The sequence below is a fragment of the Laspinema sp. D2d genome, from assembly GCF_025370755.1.
GTDB lineage: Bacteria > Cyanobacteriota > Cyanobacteriia > Cyanobacteriales > Laspinemataceae > Laspinema.
The window spans coordinates 1-17233 of sequence record NZ_JAMXFC010000008.1 but is presented as its reverse complement, the minus strand read 5'-3'; the positions used below and the strand labels follow the sequence as shown (position 1 = coordinate 17233).

The following is a 17233-nucleotide window of genomic DNA, read 5'->3' as shown; positions in this document are numbered from 1 at the left end:
TAAGCAAAAATAAAGTTATGGGCATTCCTGCATTTGTATTAGCTTCAATTTCTCCGGCGCGTTTGCACTTGTTGCAAAGTGCGGGAATCGAACCGATTGTCTGTCGGAGTGACTTTGATGAATCAACAGTGACATCACCGGATCCGGTAACTCTCGTGAATACCCTGGCGCAATGTAAGGCCGAAACTGTAGTCGCTAAGTTTAGGAATCCGGGCGATCGCACTATCCCCCCAGAAAAACCCGATAACCCCTCCCGGGTAGTCGTCTTGGGGTGCGATTCCGTCTTACAAGTAGATGGGGAAATCTACGGCAAACCAGAAACTCCAGCAGCAGCAATCCAACGCTGGCAAAAAATGCGCGGGGGTGTGGGGGAACTTTATACAGGTCATGCCTTGTTCGATTTAAACAGCGATCGCCATGTAGTGCGCTGCCAAATGACGCGGGTGTACTTTGCTAACATCAGCGATCGGCAAATCGAAAACTATGTGGCAACAGAAGAACCCCTGCGCTGTGCCGGTTGCTTTGCGATCGATGGCCGAGGCGGACTCTTCGTCGAAAAATTGGAGGGCTGTCATACCAATGTGATTGGCTTAAGTTTACCCTTATTGCGGAGTCTTCTGGAAGAACTCGGCTATGATGTCACGGACTTCTGGCCCGATTCAATTCATCGGTCTTTGTAATCCAGTGCCCTGAGTTGCAACAACCTCTGGGGGTTTCAATTCTGTAGAGGTGCTTCTATGAGTGCCTCTACAGGGGGATAAGGCGATCGGTTTGAGCAGGTTCCTAAGTGTCCAACCTTTCTACATTCATGAACTCGCTGCCGCTGAGGTGAATTTTGAATCAGTTTGTCAACTTTGTAAGTGATTTTAACACCCGCTAATTTATTGAATTTTAATCAGGGAAAATATCACTTCCAAATTCAGAAATTAGCCATCTGTACACCTCATAACTTTCTTGCATATTTAACTTTTCTTCTTCTTGGTAAATACGCTTTACTTGTTCTTCAATAAATTTTGGATCGGTGGAAAGCCGTTCATACTTTTCTACTAAGTTTTCAAACGCTTCTTTTAAGGTTTTGCCTGTGGCTTTTATCGGAATATCGTAATCCGCTTCTATGTATCTTTTTACAGTCCACTGAATTGAGGAAAAATTGACAACAACATTAAATTTATATTTCTCGGATTCACAAGATAACTCAAATCCAAAATTGGGTTCAACCGATTTAAGGCATTTATGCTTTAGGCTATCAATTATTATATCTTGATCGTACTTCTGACACATTTTTTTCATCTGTTCTAGGTTAACTGGAGTATTTAAATCCAGTAGGTTGGAATTAAATTCCATATTTTGCCAAAATAAATTTGCTCTTTTACTTTGAAAATTTAAGTCTGCTTCTACAATATTTTCACCAATACCTAGTGAGTTTGTATAGAAATCATCTAGTTTTAAACTTGAACTTCTGGAAAGGACGATCCAGCCCTTTTGTCCTTCATGCTCGCAACAAATATATTGCTTGTAACCCAATACTTCACTGGTTTCCAATTTATCCAACCTCTTTTTCCCAATCCAATCCAATTTCGGTTTCTTGTGGATATTTGATTCTTTATTACTATTATCATCTGTATTTTCTTGTTGTTGAAGACCTATTTTTTTTCCTAGGGGTTTCGTTTCATTTTTACTAACATAGTAATCATTAAAATATTTTTCAGTTATTTCTTGTGGATTTAAAACTCTGTAGGGGGCAAGACAAGAATAATAACTAATTTGTTTACCAGCTTTTTCTAAATAATCATTATAATTATTCCGGGAGCAATTTTGAGCATCAATATACTGATTTTTTAAAATAGTCAAACTAGGTATTGTCATAAGATGAGTTAATAAAAATATTTGTTTGTGCCGTTCTTTTTTACTATCAAACTCATAACCCGGTAGCGCGCCTGGATTCATAAAAATGGTTTGGGTTGTTCCAGTTTTTGAATCAATCAATGGATCGTACATAAGGCAATATCTAATAAATCTATCCATCGTTATACGATATTGATTCTGTCGATTCATGATGCGAGATGCTAATGGAAATGAATCAACTTCCTCTATACTTTTTACATCAAAAATGGGCTCTTGAATTTTATTATCTTGATCCATGATGTTGTACCCCAAATTTAAAAACTAAGACAAACTTTTAATAACCAACAACTAATTACCCTGAGCATTGATCGCCTGGACAGCAATCTAATGATATTCCCTTGATCGCTTTCGGGAGGCTATCCCAAGCATTCATCCGGATGAAAAATGCCTGGTTGCCGTCGAAGCACAGACCGTCATAGTCCGTTTATCCATTATCGTTTCAACATTGACGGTCTGGAAAGACATACCGAGGTAAGTGGCAAACTTCTCCAGAGAGTTTAAGGGGCTTCCGCAATGCCCAAATGAGTGATGAGGTCTGCAAAGTGCTTAGACTTATTGTTATTACAATAACCTGAACAAGCCAGCTAACATTCTGAATATTTCCTTAAATTTCTGAACCTCATGTTTTGGCAGCATTTCAGTCCTTTCAGTCTGGTGTAAGTCAGACTTGCCCCCTAGCCTAGATTGTCCCAGAATTGCTGTAGGGGGTTGGAAGAAACTCCAGGTTTTAGGAGGGGGTGGGGTGATGGGGTCAAGGGTGACGGGAGTTGGGCCATTTTTAATATTAAACCCTAAATGTAGAGGCGATCGCACGAATCGTCTTTACATTTAGGGTGGATTTTAAACATCTGTGTAGGAGAAAAGTGGGGATTTGAACCTTTGGGGGGTGTTGCTAGAGATTACAAAACTCCTTGATTCAGAAAGTTTTGAATTTTATTATCAATCTCCAGGACATTTTTCTCGGCTTTCTCGTTATTGAGATTATTTCGACGCGGGTCGTTTTTGGGGTTCATTTGTCCAAATTTTTCTAGGCAATATTGGGAGACTTCAGGAGAACCTAAACGCAGTAACATCCACTTTCCTAATAGCCGCTGGACCTTTTTATCTAATAAAATAGCGGGGTGTAAGTGAATGGCTTTTTGCAAATTTTCCCAGCCGGTTTTCAGTTTGTCAGCATCTGGGGTGTGGGTGACGCAGATGCGGGCTAAATATTGATAGGTGTTGGCTAAACTGTGTTTTTTCAGTCCTTGTAGTTCGGCGGGTGCGTTGGCAAAGGCGCGATCGATGACCATGACGCTATATTTTTCCATGACATCAATTTTAGAGGCCATTGATGTCGCTGATTGTCGATATAGGATTTGATACTGGGGGACAACTACAAACGGCCATTTTGCGGCAACTCGCAACCAATATTCCCAATCTTCAATGGATTTCAGGGTAGGATCGAACAGTCCCACGGATTCAATGGCTGATGCACGCAGCATCACATTGGACCCTGAACTAATGAAATTACCGACTAACAATTGAGGATAAACATTTCCTTCAATATAGCAGGGAAAATCTTGACTGAAAGATTTTCCTTCGCTATCCATAAAGCAGGTCCAACTATAAGCAAGTCCAGCTTTCGGATTCTGTTGTAATGCAGCAACTTGGAGCGCTAATTTATCTGGCGTCCACAAGTCGTCTGCATCGATAAAGGTAATAAACTCTCCGGTGGCGCGAGCAATTCCCCGATTTCGCGCTTCGGGGAGTCCGCCATTTTCATAAGAAAAGACTTGAAGTCTGGGGTCTCGGACTCCTTCGATAACCTGTAACGTATGATCGGTAGAGCCATCATTAATAATAATTAATTCAAAATCAGAAAAAGTTTGTTTTAAAATCGAATCGAGGGTATCGCGAATCGTTTTTGAAACATTGTAAGCGGGAACGACAACAGAAACTAATGGCATGGTGATTCACCCCTAATTAATAGTGATTGTTTTTCAAGTGATCTGTCGGGAAACCAAATAGGCAGGATTGATAGTTTGATTATCTATCCTTAACCTATACAGATTTATCATGTTCTTTACATTTTTTACCAGAGGACTAGCGTAAGCAGTCAGCGGGATTTTCAGTAATTTATTTTCTAACCTGGAATGACCTAAGCTCATAGGATTTATTTCATTAATTCTCAAACTTAAAACTCCTTTGATGACGACAAGTCTAAGCCAAAAAACTATTCAATATTGCGGACTGAACAAGGGTAAAGGGGGTAACTCGGCTCTGGATGTTAGATGAGGGTTATTTCTCCCCGGGTTGACTCCCCCAGCCTTGTTAAACTGAGGCTTGATTCCGTCAAGTTTGGCCTGTGCTAGGGGAGTCTAAAAGAGGAAATAAAGCCCTGGTTTCGGAGGGTTAAACTCCAGTTATTTAGCGAACCACTGCCGGTTGATTGATGAGAGATTTCCCTTCGCAAGAGTTGGGAATCGGGGCATCTAATAAGGCTAATAAAGTGGGAGCTAAATCTAAGGAATGGCCGAAAGGCAAGGTCGAACCGGGTTGAATATCGGGCCCTGCTAGAGCTAAAAATCCATCGGACCGATGAGATCCCGTGCGATTAAAGGGAATAGGTCCAATCCGGCCAATTTGAGGACTTTCTACAGTATCACTGGCGCATTGATCCTGCCAGATAATCACTAAATCGGCATCGGGTAGTTTCGGGTCGGAATCGGTAGCCTTTGTGCGAGTGCGCACTACATCTTGTACCATTGTTTCCCCGGTTCGGGAATCTTTGAGTTGATACAATTGTGCGGTAATTTCATCACAAACGGCATCGTATTCCGAGGGGTCAACGATTCCATTGGGTTCCCGTCCTTTTAAGTTAATCCGGATGTATCCTTCGGAGAAACTCGGGAGGGCAAAGGCTTTCATCCGGGGCCATGCGGGTTGATACCAGCAGGGGGTTTGGAAGAATAAGCGATCGCCTTTTTTTTGCATTTCAAAGGGAGAAATCAAGTCCTGTTCCAGTTCGGAACCAAACAAGGGTTCAATCCGGTTAAAGATTTTAGTCGGGAGGGTTCGCCGCAAAAATCCTCGTAAGGGATTGCGATCGCCTTTGAGACTCCACAGGGTGCCCATAAAGCCCCGTTTCGCCCGTTCTCCCACAAGCGGTCCCCCAGGATTTTGACCCATTTTACCCTCGGCTAATCCCACTTTTCCGGGGAAATTCCACCGATAGAGAAACTCGGGCAAAAATACCATACTCGGCAGATCCATATTGTTGAAGTCCATGCCATGTGCGGCAAAGACGACCACATTGGCATTCTCAGGCGCTGCGGTTAAAATCTCCCCAATGGCGGTATCAATAGCTTCAAAAATCTCTAACAACGGGTCTCCGGGATAGCGATTCCCAACCAGGGGATAGAGGGGATGATCCGGTTGACTTAAGTGCCAAAAAAAATGTCCGGCAGAGTGGGTTTCTCCAAAAATGGTTAAGAAGAAATCCCAGTTATCCTGTTGGAGTAAATCTTTACAAATCTGACCCCGCCGCTCAATTCCGGTTTCTAATTTCTTCTGAAGTTCCTGGAGGGCGGGAATATCTAAGATACTGGCAAAGTCTTTATGTAATGCGGGATGTTCCCCATGTTTGGCGATGATGTCGGATAAAAATGCTTCGGGTTTGGAATGGGTGGGGGTTTGGGGGGAATGTGCACCCCAGGCTAATCCTTGAACTCCATTAACGCGATCGCTTAGGGGAGCTTGGGGCATATCAAAGACAGCGACTTTATAATCATCCCCTAGGGCATAAAAGGGTTCATATTCGGCAAAATCATAGGCTTCTATGGGGTCTACATGATAGCTCCCTTCCCGCAGTTTTACGGGTGCCCAATAGCCAGTTTTTTCTGGAGAAGCTCCGGTTAAAAAGGTAGTCCAAGGGGTTTCGGCTCGATAATAATCAAAGGTTTTGAGTCGTCCGTAAGCTCCGCGATCGCGCAATTTTTTTAAGTTTTTTAAATGCCCTTGCGCCATCCATTTTTCGAGCAGATTCGGGTCTCCGGCATCCAATCCAATGGCGATAACAGGATTTCTCATGAGTTTACCTTGATAGATACGACATAAATTCACACGACATCTGGCGATTGATGGAATCGCAGTGTTTAAAAGGAGTTTATTAATCTCCGGAAATGACATCCCAGGATTGTTAAAAGCTTCTGGGATTTGCTTAAGCTGAAACGATCTAGTTGGTGCTAAATTTCAATGCCAAATCTTCTGAATCTTTATAATGACTGTGGTTCACCCTTAGTAAATTAATGGAATTTATGGGATTTCAGGACTTTGTGATCCTCTATTCAGTAGCGATCGCCTAACGTTCCTGATTCTAAAAACCGTTTTATGAGTCTCAGTCGAGTTTCCCTAAAAACGGTTATAAATTTGACCGGGATTATTTAGCGATCACTCCTACTTGAGTTCAATCAGTCGGAAGGATAGCTGATTTATCCCAAGTTTATCATCGGTTAGAGTAAATTCCAGAAGTTTTATGTAAAGTTCTCTTAAAGATTGTCATCCCCCCTTAATTCATTCCCCAGTCGCCTGATAAGAGTTTTAAAATCCCTTCATTTCTTCCACCAGAGTAAAACACCCCAGGAACCTGAGTCATATATCTTTAGGAGTACGTTAATTGATTTTAATTAAAGTTCTATGACCTGAGATATATCTAGCATTCTTTCTTTATTTTGACCTGTATCAGGAGACATAAAACTTAAATTTACTATCTCTATCTATAGGCTTAGTCAGACTTAAAAAGCCTATTTTTCCCCCATTTCCCCCATCTCCCCCATCTCCCCCATCCTCCCCATCTCCCCCATCCTCCCCATCTCCCGCATCTCCCTCATCCCCTATCAAGGATCTCGCGAATAGCAGCAAGCAACATCCCTGGATCGAATGGTTTACTTAAATAGGCAGTTGCGCCTAATTCGATGCCTTTGTGAATATCCTCGGGATTGGCGCGGGAGGATAGCATCACCATCGGGATTTGATGCCATTGGGGGTCCGATCGCACGGTTTGGAGTAATCCTAATCCGTCTAAATGGGGCATTTCTACATCGGATAGGATCAGGTGGAATTGTCCCTGGGGCGATCGCGCTAGTTGAGTTAATGCCTCCCGTCCATCGGTACAGAGGGTGGGTATAAATCCAGCACTCTCGAATAGGTCCTGCAACATCCGGCGCATGGTGAGGGAATCGTCCACTATTAATAGATGAGGAGCAGTATCAGAACTTAATACTGTATCCTGTGAGACATTGGCGATGGGTTTAAGGGAAGAACGGGGAAACAGTAAAGGATGAAAGTGATGCGGGGCGAGGACCGGCACAACTTCACCGCTGCCTAGGACTGTACAACCGGCAACGTAGGGAGGAACGGGGACAGTGAGATCCAGGGGTTTGAGCATGACAGGACGTTCTTCCAGTACCGCATCTACGGCGATCGCCACCTGTTGACCCTTTACCCGCAAAATCAGACAAACTGAGGGCGAATTCACTTCAGAAACTGTTTGCCGGACTTGGGATCCGTAGGGCAGCACATCCCATAATCTAAAGATGGGCAAGGGTTCCGTTTGTCCTGGAATTTCTTCATGGCGATCGCCAATTTCACCCCCGGCGATCTCTGCCTCGGATAACTTCACCACGGCGATCGCCTTATCTGCGGGAATTGCTACGGTGTACTCCTGACATTGGCACAAATAAACGGACAACCGGCTCAAGGTTAAGGGAACTGCAATGGTAAACTTAGTACCCTGTCCCAATACTGTCTCAACTTGCAACGTTCCCCGTAGTCGCGCGACTTGATGTTGCACGATATCTAATCCTACCCCACGCCCCGATAAATCAGTCACTTTTGAGGCAGTGGAAAATCCCGGCGTGAACAGAAATTGTAAAATCTCACTCGGGTTGGAATTCTCCGGAGAAAAGGTTTTAGAAAACCCTTTTTCGGGATCAATCAATCCCATTGCTAAGGCACGCTTATAAACCTTCTGGGGATCGATTCCTCGTCCATCATCTTCCACCGTAATTACCAGTTGAGTCCCTTCAACGGTGGCAGAGAAGGTGATTTTAGCGGTGGGTGACTTGCCGAGTGCTTTGCGTTCCGTGGGTAACTCAATCCCGTGATCGAAGGCATTGCGGAACAGGTGGGTTAAGGGGGTTTGTAATTGTTCTAAAATCGGTTGATCGACTCGTCTATCTTTTCCCTGGATGACTAATTCAACTTGCTTCCCATACTGTCGTTGCAAGGTTTCCAAGGGGGTGATAAATCGTTCGGCGATCGCCCCAAAGGGGATGAGTCGGGAGTCGGTGAGGTCCCGGTTCAGTTGGTTTAAAGAGGTTTTGAGGCGATCGAGGGTTTGTTGGATTTCAGCGGTGATCGCTGCTAGGTTTGGAGATGGGGAGGATTGGAGGGATTGGGGAGATGGGGAGGATTGGGGAGATGGGGAGGATTGGGAGAGGGTAGCGATCGCGGTTTGGAGTTTTTCTTGTTCTAAGGTGAGGCGATCGGATTCTAGGACTAAATTACCCAGGGTATCACTCATCCGATCTAAGCGAGTGACGGGGACTCGTAGGGTGAGATTTGCGGGTGCCAGATCAGGATTGGGATTGACAATCAGGTATTTTAAAAATCGTTCTGGGATAGAGGAACGGGTTGACTCCGACTGGGGAGATGGGGAGGATGGGGGAGATGGGGTGAGAGTTTCGGTTTGGAGAGTGCGAATTCGGGCGATCGCGAGTTGTGCTAACTGTTCCGCTGGCGCTTGTTCCTGGGAGAGGGAGGCAAAAATTTCCCGACTGATATTGGTTAACCTCTCTAATCCCAAGGTTTCCCCCAGGAGGGTACATTCTTCTAAAAAAACGGTGAGACTCTCGCGGAGGGAGGGTTCTGCGGAGGTGGGATGGTCCGTAAATTCAGCCAGCGATCGCGTTAGGCGTTCCAGACACTCTTCTAAATCAACCTCCAAGGCAATTTTAACAAAGGAGTTCACCGAGGAATCAGAGGCGTGAGGGAATTCCTCCCCCGCACCTTCTTCTTCCAAACTCTCCTGAAGTGGAGGGGGTAAATCTTGGACAAAGCGATCCAGGGTGAGGATCAGGTTCTGAAGTCGGCGATCGGAGGTTAGGGAGTCGTTGTTATTCCAAGCTTGAATCAGTAAATCCCCGATGGGATCGAGACTTAAAGATAAAAGTTCGTAGGCGGAAGGTAAGTGAGGGACTCGTCCCTCATTGAGGGCGATTAATAACTCTTCGATATAGTGTGCCAGGTGGGAAAGTTGTGGTAATCCCACCATTCCGGCACCCCCTTTGAGGGTATGGGCGGCGCGAATTAGGTCAGGAAAGGCAGCGCCGAGGTTCTCCTGAGTGGCGGCGTTGCTGCTTAAACATTGAATCCCTTGTTCTAAAGCGAGTAAGCATTCTGGCGCTTCTTCATGGAGGAAGCAGTGGCGCGCATCGGGATCAATGGTGGCGATCGCCGGGGAGTCGAGGCGGAGATTTTCTGGCACAGAGGATTCCCGATTGGATGCTATCATCGAAATTCTCCGGCAGTGGAGGTACTGTGCCGACTGAGGGCCTCAAATAGGGCGCTCACTTGCAGCAATCCCACGGGAAACCGAGGGGATGCCGCATCCGTAGGAGGTGAGATCCAGATTAAACCGGAAAACAGGGGACGGAGTAGGGGTCTCCAGGGGTCGGGAATGGGGGTAACGTGGGTTGAGTTGAGCGTGAGAGTGACAAGGCGATCGCAGACGACACAAGCAAAGGGAGTGAGGGTGGATTCTTCCTCCTCCGGGTCCTGTTCTGTTCGGGGGTCCTTGCGAATGACGACCAAGGTTAACTCATCCCCTCGCGAGGGCGATCGGCGCGTCAGTCCCAAAACCTCCGTCAGAAAATCAGCCAAATCAATCACCCATAGCAACTTACCGGCGATATTCACCACCCCTAAAATAGCCTCGGGAACCCCAGGGATCGGACAAATTTGCCGTCGCGATCGGGCAATTTCCTCTACGACTTGCTCGATCGGCACCACAACTTGTACCTTGGGACTTAATTGCAACCCTGCATACGTTCTCAGCATTTTCCCGGTTATCCTATCGCACTTTGAATCCCTAATTCCAATCCGCTTGCTATAGATTACGATAGTTCATTCCCCAGGGAAATGAGGTAAAATCAGCCCGTTTGCAGAATTGTTTCCCCGTCAGAATCCGCCGTGCCGAGTAACTGCATTTCGATCGCCTTCAAGAGTTGTTGGGCATCAAAAGGTTTGGTGATATAATCATTCGCTCCCACCATCCGCGATCGCATCTTATCGATGATCCCATCCCGTCCCGTCAACATCACAATCGGGATTTCCTGCAACAAACTCGACTGGCGCAACATCCGGCAGAGTTCATAACCATTAATTTCTGGCATATTAATATCCATCAACACCAACGCCGGTTTATGCCGCGCCAAAGTTGTTAACGCTTTCGCCGGTTCCGTTAACATCAAACAGCGGTATCCCGCCGCCTGCAAAATCGCCCGAACGTGCCGCTGAGTGGTTTTACTATCATCAATACAGGCAATAATCGGCCCATCTTCAACTTTTTCTGACTGATAGGGCTTCACCCCAACCGCTTCCGCTTGCACCAAAGGTTGCAGTAAGAGTGCCAAAGATAGAACATCGATTTTCAACCCTTGAGCCACTTCATACAGACACCCACCTCGATTTAAAACTTCAATCAGCCGTTTAATCCCGTCAACATTTTTAAACGTCGGCCATAACAGCTTAGGAATTTGCTCTAAATTCCTGATAAAAATCCTCTGAAAGGGCGAGGCAATTTCTGCCTTAATTTTCCCCCATTTCCCAATCGCTTCTCGCATCGGCAATATCGTCTGCTTCAACGGCAGGGAAAGCAGAATTGGATCGAGTCCCACGGTTTTTTCAAATTGCAGTCCCGCTTGAGGTAAATTGAGGACCTGTACCAATGCTTCTTGGGTGAGTTTAAGTAAGACTTCTCTAGCCTGTTGTAAGGAAATTTTTCCCGCTTTCCAATAATGGCAAATTGCCTGATAGTCCGACTGAAACCCTTCTAGGGAAAGCTCTTTCAGTTGCGGGCACAATCGAGACAGATAATAACTGAGGCGCTCTTTGTATCCCGTTAGACTACTGGCAAAATGCACCTTGCCATTGCCAAAATGGACCCGCCAAAATACCGAAGGATCGGACGTATCTCGAATCGTCAATCGCCCGGATAGATTATTGTTCACAATTTTTTGTAATGCCTTAGTCGGTGACCCGACAAGCTGAGCGGCTGCACTGTGAACGTTCTCTGGTTTCTGCGGCTGAATGGGTGTGTTTTCTACCATAATCCCCTCTTTATTTCTCGGTGTTTCGGCTTAAAATTTATATTTTTTTAATTTCTAACGACAGCTTTTAAATTAAAAATTAATAACTAACGCTTTAACCCCAATAAAAAATGAAATTTACTAATTGTTTTGACTTTTATAACCTCCTCTGCCAGTTTTAAACCTTAATTGTCTCTATAGTTTATCAACCCGTTAAGGTTAAGGGTGTTACCACCGTAACATTCAAGCCACTCAGCCCCCTGATTTATCAGGATTTTTTAACAATAGGCGATCGGGCATCCGGGGAAGCGGGCTATCTAAAACTACTTAATCCATGTCAATCCGGTCAGAGAGTATAGTTACATTATGACCCCCTGACCTGGGGCGATCGCATCAGCCAGATGGCTGATTTTTAAATACTGTTTTGCCGAGTTCACCCAAGCAAGTTTAAAACAATCCCCTCCTAAACCGTCAGTTCAGAATAGGGAAGCAACTCGGTATTTTGTGATAAAATTTAGATAAATTACGAACCTATCAAACGGGGAAATTAGAGGTTTTCTCTTCTCCATTTAATTCCTACGCCCGCCCCGTAAAATTCCGCGATTAGCCCTACTCAGTCGAACCCTTAATATAGACTCATCAGCACTATCCAATACAATCAGCAATCTTCTCAACTCGCTCTACAACTGAGGGGCAATTTCTGATTTCTTCCACCCCTAGAAAAGCTGATTTTTCCAATATGCTATAGCTTAACGGTTCCCGTGTTTTAAAACATCCGTATTTGTCATCAATCCTTTCTCCGTAACGATACGGAGGGTTTTGTTAGTATTTATACGGAGGAGTGGGGAGATGGGGGAGATGGGGAGGATGGGGAGGATGGGGGAGATGGGGAGGATGGGGAGGATGAAGAAATTTTCGGAGTAACGACGTAGCGCCCTCCTATCAGACTCGTCTTCCAGTTCCCAAGCAGGCGCTAGACCCTTGGATTGCAGGTGTGAGGGCTTCAGCCCTCACACGAAAGCAACGACTTCAGTCGTTACTCCCTCATCCTCCCCATCCGCCCCATCTCCCCTATCTCCCCCATCTCCCCCATCCTCCCCATCTCCCCCATCTCCCCATCGCCTTGCGAAACGGATTACCCTGTTATTAAAAGAAGACAAACGGAGTGACTGAGATGACGAACTTTGATTATGACCTATTTGTGATAGGTGCGGGTTCTGGCGGATTAGCAGCATCGAAACGGGCTGCTTCTTATGGGGCTAAAGTGGCGATCGCCGAAGGGGATTTAGTGGGGGGTACCTGTGTCATCCGGGGTTGCGTTCCCAAAAAATTAATGGTGTATGGGTCCCAATTTTCTAAACTGTATCAAAATGCCGTGGGTTACGGTTGGGAAAAAGCTGAACCCAATTTTGATTGGAATAAACTGGTGGAAGCGGTTCAGAAAGAAGTGATGCGCCTGAATCAAATCCACATTAATAATCTGGAAAAAGCGGGCGTTGAGTTAATCAATGGCATGGGTACTTTTGTTGATCCCCACACCATTGAAGTGGGCGATCGCAAAATCACAGCGGACAAAATCTTGATTGCAGTAGGAGGAAAACCGGAGAAACCGAATATTGAGGGCATCGAACATAGCATCACCTCTAATGAAATGTTCCACCTCAGTGAATTTCCCAAACGGTTCGCTGTTTGGGGTGGCGGTTATATTGGCGTCGAGTTTGCTTCAATTATGAATGGGTTGGGGGCTGAAGTCACCGAAATTATTCGGCGCGACTATATTTTACATGGCTTCGATCATGATATTGCCCAGAACATTCAAGAAGGCATGACTAAACATGGGATTCACTTCAAAACTCAGACAACCCTGGAGAAGATTGAAAAAACTGATGATGGTTTAAAGTTGATTTTTGCCGATGAAAAACATGAGCCAATCACGGTAGATACCTTACTCTGTGCGACGGGGCGCAAACCGAATTTAAGCGGCTTAAACTTAGAAAATGCAGGAGTAGAAGTGCTTCTTGGTGCGATCGCCGTCAGTCCCGATAGTTGCACCAATCAATCCCATATCTATGCGGTAGGAGATTGCACCGATCGCATCAATTTAACCCCCGTGGCGATCGCTGAAGGTCGTGCTTTCGCTGATACCGTCTTTGGTCATATCCCCCGTCATATTAACCATACCGGCATCCCTACTGCTGTTTTTTCCCAGCCGGAAGCTTCCACAGTGGGATTGACTGAAGAGGAAGCCCGAGATAAAGTGGGCGATAATTTAACCATCTATCGCGCTAAATTCCGTCCCATGTTTTATAGTCTCACCGATGCCGATGAAAAGGTGATGATTAAATTAATTGTGGACAAAACTACTGATCGCATTTTAGGCGTTCACATGGTCGGTAAAGATGCCGCCGAAATCATTCAAGGGTTAGCCATTGCTGTCAATATGGGAGCCACTAAAAAAGACTTTGATGCCACCATCGGTATTCATCCTTCTACTGCCGAGGAATTCGTAACCTTACGTTAATTTCACCCAAAAGAAACCGGGTTTCTTGAATAAACCCGGTTTCTTTTGCACCCAACAGGTTAAAGATTACTCTGGGCAGAACTCTCTCGTTCAAGCTGTTCCAGTTCTTTAATATAAACTTCTCCTAACTCTTGTCCTGCAATGGGAATACTTTGATAAGTAACCTGCCCTTTCATCACCAGGCGATCGCCCACATTTGGCAGAGGTGAATGAGTCATCACCCAAATTGTGCCCGTGTCATCCTGAAGTTGATAAGCCCCTGATTCCAGAAACGGGGCAAGATTTTCAACAGTGCCTTTTAAATACACTGTATCTTGGTCCTGCCAGTCGCTTTGGATCCGCTCAATATCGGTGACGCCGACTCCCGACTTAAGCAAATTGGTACAGCCCCAGAGTCCAGCAATCATCAACGATAAAGAGCCAATTTTAACAGTTTGATTTAAGGCACGGAACATGAGAGGGAAAGCCATAATGTCAAAAATATAGCAATTAAAGAGGTTATAATTCACAGCTAAAACACTTAATAATCCGGAAGAGTTGGGATGGCATTTTCAGGGTTAAACTGACTAAAAATCTTGATAATTTTAAAGAATAAATAGCGGTTTAATGCCCGTACGATCGCAGCGATCTCCTCAATCACAGAAACCGGATTGGGCAGGTTTCAGCAGCGGGCGATCGCACCCACTCAACCCCAGCAACCCTAGGGGAATCCGAACATCCGGAGGCAACCTCTCCCAATAGATTAGTCTTGCTCATAGTCTATCGCAACCCCTCTGTTTTCGGGAAATTCCCGAGTAAAAGTTGAGATTCCCCAGAGGATTGATTCCGGGGGTCTCCTGGGAGAGGATTGTGGCGATCGCCCTTTTCTGTGATCCCTGGGAGTCAAGTCTTTTCTAACTGTCACGGTCCCACGGATATTAATGCCCCTCACCCGTGATGCTACAATAAATATTCAGAACTTAGATTCTTAACAGACGACTGTAGTTGGGTTTCATCTAGCTGATCCAGTTGTTTGGGGTTAATGTCAACTCAGAGGAACATAAAGAAGAGGTTTGTCGTGACAGAGACTATTAACTGTGCTGTAGCCTGCGTGAATGGCTGTGTATTGGGAGACAAATGCCCTAACCGCGAATATGCCGAACAAACGTCCCAGTTTATCGAGGAAACATCCTTAGATAAAATGATAGAAATCGCCGAGGAAGCCGTTAGAAAAAAACGGATGCAGCCTCCGAAATGGATTATTCCCGATTTTCCCGAATAACCCCTAACCCAACTTAAGGCGATCGCTTCCGGGAACTTAGAAAGAGTCAGGCGATCGCTTTTTAATTGGGGTTTAATTTATAAAATTTATGAATATTTTAATTTCTATAATCCCACCTCCTACGCCTCTCCCTGAATTGCCCAATTCCCTATAGGAGTGGAAAAGAGTCAGCCAAAATGGGGTAAAAAACCCCGGTTTCTAATTGTTACCCTACACCGGGACTAGAACAGTTTAAAAGCCGACTCCCCTCGTTGCGGGGAACCGTTCCAAATCATGCCAGTGGATGAGTCACTCTCCCTGCCGATTCGGCTGAAATCTGCCTTTTGACCCGGGGCGATCGCCGTTGACCTGTGCCAAAATCTCTAAAGGAGTAGAAATACCCTGCCTATTCCCTGAAATTGTTAAATTTCTTAACAAAATTTAACAGAAACCGAGGTTAAACCCCGAACCTACTCCCATCCGAAAATTAAAGGCTGGGATCGCGATCGCAAAGGTCACCGAACCGAGGTAAATTAAAATCAGTGGTTACCAGCCCCAGGGGATTTAGGCGATTTTCATGAAGTTTTTTAAAGCTACGCACTAATTCTGAGACTAGGCGACCCCTCCTTGCTTAGAATATGACCTTAAGTTCTTTTACTGATTGTCACACCAAGAGGAAAAACAAATATGGCCGATGCAAGAGATATTGAAATGGTGAAGCCTTACGGTGGAGACCCCTTTGTGGGTCACCTGTCCACCCCGATTAGTGATTCTGCCTTCACCAAAGCATTCATTGGTAACCTGCCTGCCTACCGGAAAGGACTCTCTCCCATTCTCCGTGGGATCGAAATTGGGATGGCCCACGGCTATTTCCTGGTTGGGCCTTGGGTTAAATTGGGTCCCCTGCGCGATTATACCGAAGCGGCCAATTTAGGCGGATTAGTCTCTACTCTGTCTTTAGTTTTAATCGCCACCGCCTGTATGTCTATCTACGGGATTGCCTCGTTCCAAGTTACCGGCGATGATGATTACCCCAGCCAAAATCCCCAAGCCCCCACTAGCCTGAAAAGTGCTGAGGGTTGGAGTCAGCTAACCGCTGGGTTCTTCGTAGGTGCAATGGGTGGCGCATTTGTCGCCTATTTCCTCTTGGAAAACCTGGGTGGCGTTGATGCCATTTTCCGGGGTTTAGTCAACTAACTCGACATTTAGTCCCTGGCTAGGGCTTTAATTTGCTGGTTTTGAATCGTGACCTCGGGTCACTTAAAATTAGCTCATCTGCACCGGCAGATTTTGATGTTTGAAAAGTCCACTTTAGAGGAAAATAACCGACTCACCGTCGTGAATTGTCCTCTCGTCAACCTAAAACTTGAAATAGGAGAAATTAGATATGACAGGTGCATACGCAGCTGCTTACCTGCCTTGGATTTTGATTCCCGTCGTTTGTTGGTTAATGCCAGCAGTGGTTATGGGTCTGCTGTTCATCTACGTTGAAAGCGATCGCTAATTCAAGGCATCATTCCCTGAATGAATCGCCAGGGGTCGAAAAAAGAGCGGTGAGGACAACAACGACCGGCGATGATTCCCCACCCCTCTTTTTAGGCCCTCTTTACCAATCCGCCCTCGGGCAATAAAAATCCCCCGCTATCAGCGGGGGATTTTTATTTAAACTCCCCCTTTACTACCATCATCGGGGTGGGGGGAGTCTCTTCAAATTTTGGCTTTTCTGGTGCCAGATTAACCGAACTTACTTGCCGTCGAAGCAATCAAGAACGCCGCATAAGTTAGGATATACCCCACCGTAAAGTGAGCCAAACCAATCAAGCGACCTTGAATAATCGACATTGCCACCGGCTTATCCTTCCAACGAACCAAGTTCGCCAGAGGAGTGCGCTCATGCGCCCAAACCAGAGTCTCAATCAGTTCTTGCCAATAACCGCGCCAGCTAATCAGGAACATGAATCCAGTCGCCCAAACCAGGTGTCCAAATAAGAACATCCAGGCCCAAACTGCCAGATTATTCATACCATAAGGGTTATACCCGTTAATCAACTGAGCCGAATTCAGCCACAGATAATCACGTAACCAACCCATCAGGTAAGTCGAAGACTCATTAAACTGAGCCACATTCCCTTGCCAAATGCCCAGATGTTTCCAATGCCAGTAGAAGGTGACCCAACCAATGGTATTCAACATCCAGAACATCGACAGGTAGAACGA

Annotated in this window: 12 protein-coding genes and 1 pseudogene; 5 read left to right on the top strand and 8 right to left on the bottom strand. The window is 45.6% G+C overall.

Going from position 1 to position 17233, the window contains the following annotated elements; all coding sequences use genetic code 11:
- Window positions 1-17: 17 nt before the first annotated feature.
- The gene (locus NG796_RS07730; RefSeq protein WP_261205328.1) at window positions 18-680 is read left to right on the top strand and encodes a nucleoside triphosphate pyrophosphatase; all 663 of its coding nucleotides are present in this window, start codon (window positions 18-20) and stop codon (window positions 678-680) included.
- A 211-nt stretch (window positions 681-891) separates the two neighbouring features.
- Here NG796_RS07730 and NG796_RS07725 read toward each other — a convergent pair whose 3' ends face one another.
- From NG796_RS07725 to NG796_RS07700, 6 genes are all read right to left on the bottom strand, one after another.
- Window positions 892-2142, bottom strand: a complete 1251-nt coding sequence (locus NG796_RS07725) for a hypothetical protein (protein ID WP_261205327.1) — start codon at window positions 2140-2142, stop codon at window positions 892-894.
- 662 nt (window positions 2143-2804) lie between these two features.
- Window positions 2805-3854, bottom strand: a complete 1050-nt coding sequence (locus NG796_RS07720; protein ID WP_261205326.1) for a glycosyltransferase family 2 protein — start codon at window positions 3852-3854, stop codon at window positions 2805-2807.
- Window positions 3855-4314: 460 nt separating this feature from the next.
- Window positions 4315-5976 carry an alkaline phosphatase family protein gene (locus NG796_RS07715; protein ID WP_261205325.1) on the bottom strand — a complete coding sequence of 554 codons (1662 nt, stop codon included), beginning with the start codon at window positions 5974-5976 and terminating at the stop codon, window positions 4315-4317.
- A gap of 796 nt (window positions 5977-6772) precedes the next feature.
- Window positions 6773-9460, bottom strand: a complete 2688-nt coding sequence (locus NG796_RS07710; RefSeq protein ID WP_261205324.1) for a hybrid sensor histidine kinase/response regulator — start codon at window positions 9458-9460, stop codon at window positions 6773-6775.
- Window positions 9457-10005, bottom strand: a complete 549-nt coding sequence (locus NG796_RS07705; RefSeq protein ID WP_261205323.1) for a chemotaxis protein CheW — start codon at window positions 10003-10005, stop codon at window positions 9457-9459. Before NG796_RS07705 ends, NG796_RS07710 begins: the two co-directional genes overlap by 4 nt.
- 92 nt (window positions 10006-10097) lie before the next feature.
- Window positions 10098-11276 (bottom strand): response regulator, encoded by a 1179-nt coding sequence (locus NG796_RS07700; protein ID WP_261205322.1) that lies wholly within the window; start codon window positions 11274-11276, stop codon window positions 10098-10100.
- A 1153-nt stretch (window positions 11277-12429) separates the two neighbouring features.
- Between NG796_RS07700 and gor the strand changes: the two genes are divergently transcribed.
- The gene (gene gor, locus NG796_RS07695; RefSeq protein ID WP_261205321.1) at window positions 12430-13776 is read left to right on the top strand and encodes a glutathione-disulfide reductase; all 1347 of its coding nucleotides are present in this window, start codon (window positions 12430-12432) and stop codon (window positions 13774-13776) included.
- Between the two features lie 59 nt (window positions 13777-13835).
- Here the strand turns inward: gor and NG796_RS07690 are convergent, their stop codons facing one another.
- Window positions 13836-14285, bottom strand: coding sequence for a hypothetical protein (locus tag NG796_RS07690; protein WP_261205320.1), 450 nt, complete (start codon window positions 14283-14285; stop codon window positions 13836-13838).
- Between the two features lie 512 nt (window positions 14286-14797).
- On the opposite strand from NG796_RS07690, the gene NG796_RS07685 reads away from it, so the two are divergent.
- The 3 genes from NG796_RS07685 (at window position 14798) to NG796_RS07675 (ending at window position 16520) form a co-directional block, all read left to right on the top strand.
- Window positions 14798-15037: a hypothetical protein gene (locus NG796_RS07685; RefSeq protein WP_263012135.1), complete on the top strand. Its 240-nt coding sequence runs from the start codon at window positions 14798-14800 to the stop codon at window positions 15035-15037.
- Window positions 15038-15703: 666 nt separating this feature from the next.
- Window positions 15704-16213, top strand: coding sequence for a photosystem I reaction center protein subunit XI (locus NG796_RS07680; RefSeq protein WP_261205319.1), 510 nt, complete (start codon window positions 15704-15706; stop codon window positions 16211-16213).
- Between the two features lie 190 nt (window positions 16214-16403).
- The gene (locus NG796_RS07675; RefSeq protein WP_261201763.1) at window positions 16404-16520 is read left to right on the top strand and encodes a photosystem I reaction center subunit VIII; all 117 of its coding nucleotides are present in this window, start codon (window positions 16404-16406) and stop codon (window positions 16518-16520) included.
- Between the two features lie 230 nt (window positions 16521-16750).
- Here NG796_RS07675 and psaB read toward each other — a convergent pair.
- A pseudogene (psaB, locus tag NG796_RS07670) lies at window positions 16751-17233 on the bottom strand (photosystem I chlorophyll a apoprotein A2); the annotation flags it as partial.

Coding starts and splice junctions, on each gene's coding strand:
- NG796_RS07730 (WP_261205328.1), top strand. CDS start 18: ATGGGCATTCCTGCATTTGTATTAGCTTCAATTTCTCCGGCGCGTTTG.
- NG796_RS07725 (WP_261205327.1), bottom strand. CDS start 2,142: ATGGATCAAGATAATAAAATTCAAGAGCCCATTTTTGATGTAAAAAGT.
- NG796_RS07720 (WP_261205326.1), bottom strand. CDS start 3,854: ATGCCATTAGTTTCTGTTGTCGTTCCCGCTTACAATGTTTCAAAAACG.
- NG796_RS07715 (WP_261205325.1), bottom strand. CDS start 5,976: ATGAGAAATCCTGTTATCGCCATTGGATTGGATGCCGGAGACCCGAAT.
- NG796_RS07710 (WP_261205324.1), bottom strand. CDS start 9,460: ATGATAGCATCCAATCGGGAATCCTCTGTGCCAGAAAATCTCCGCCTC.
- NG796_RS07705 (WP_261205323.1), bottom strand. CDS start 10,005: ATGCTGAGAACGTATGCAGGGTTGCAATTAAGTCCCAAGGTACAAGTT.
- NG796_RS07700 (WP_261205322.1), bottom strand. CDS start 11,276: ATGGTAGAAAACACACCCATTCAGCCGCAGAAACCAGAGAACGTTCAC.
- gor (WP_261205321.1), top strand. CDS start 12,430: ATGACGAACTTTGATTATGACCTATTTGTGATAGGTGCGGGTTCTGGC.
- NG796_RS07685 (WP_263012135.1), top strand. CDS start 14,798: ATGTCAACTCAGAGGAACATAAAGAAGAGGTTTGTCGTGACAGAGACT.
- NG796_RS07680 (WP_261205319.1), top strand. CDS start 15,704: ATGGCCGATGCAAGAGATATTGAAATGGTGAAGCCTTACGGTGGAGAC.
- NG796_RS07675 (WP_261201763.1), top strand. CDS start 16,404: ATGACAGGTGCATACGCAGCTGCTTACCTGCCTTGGATTTTGATTCCC.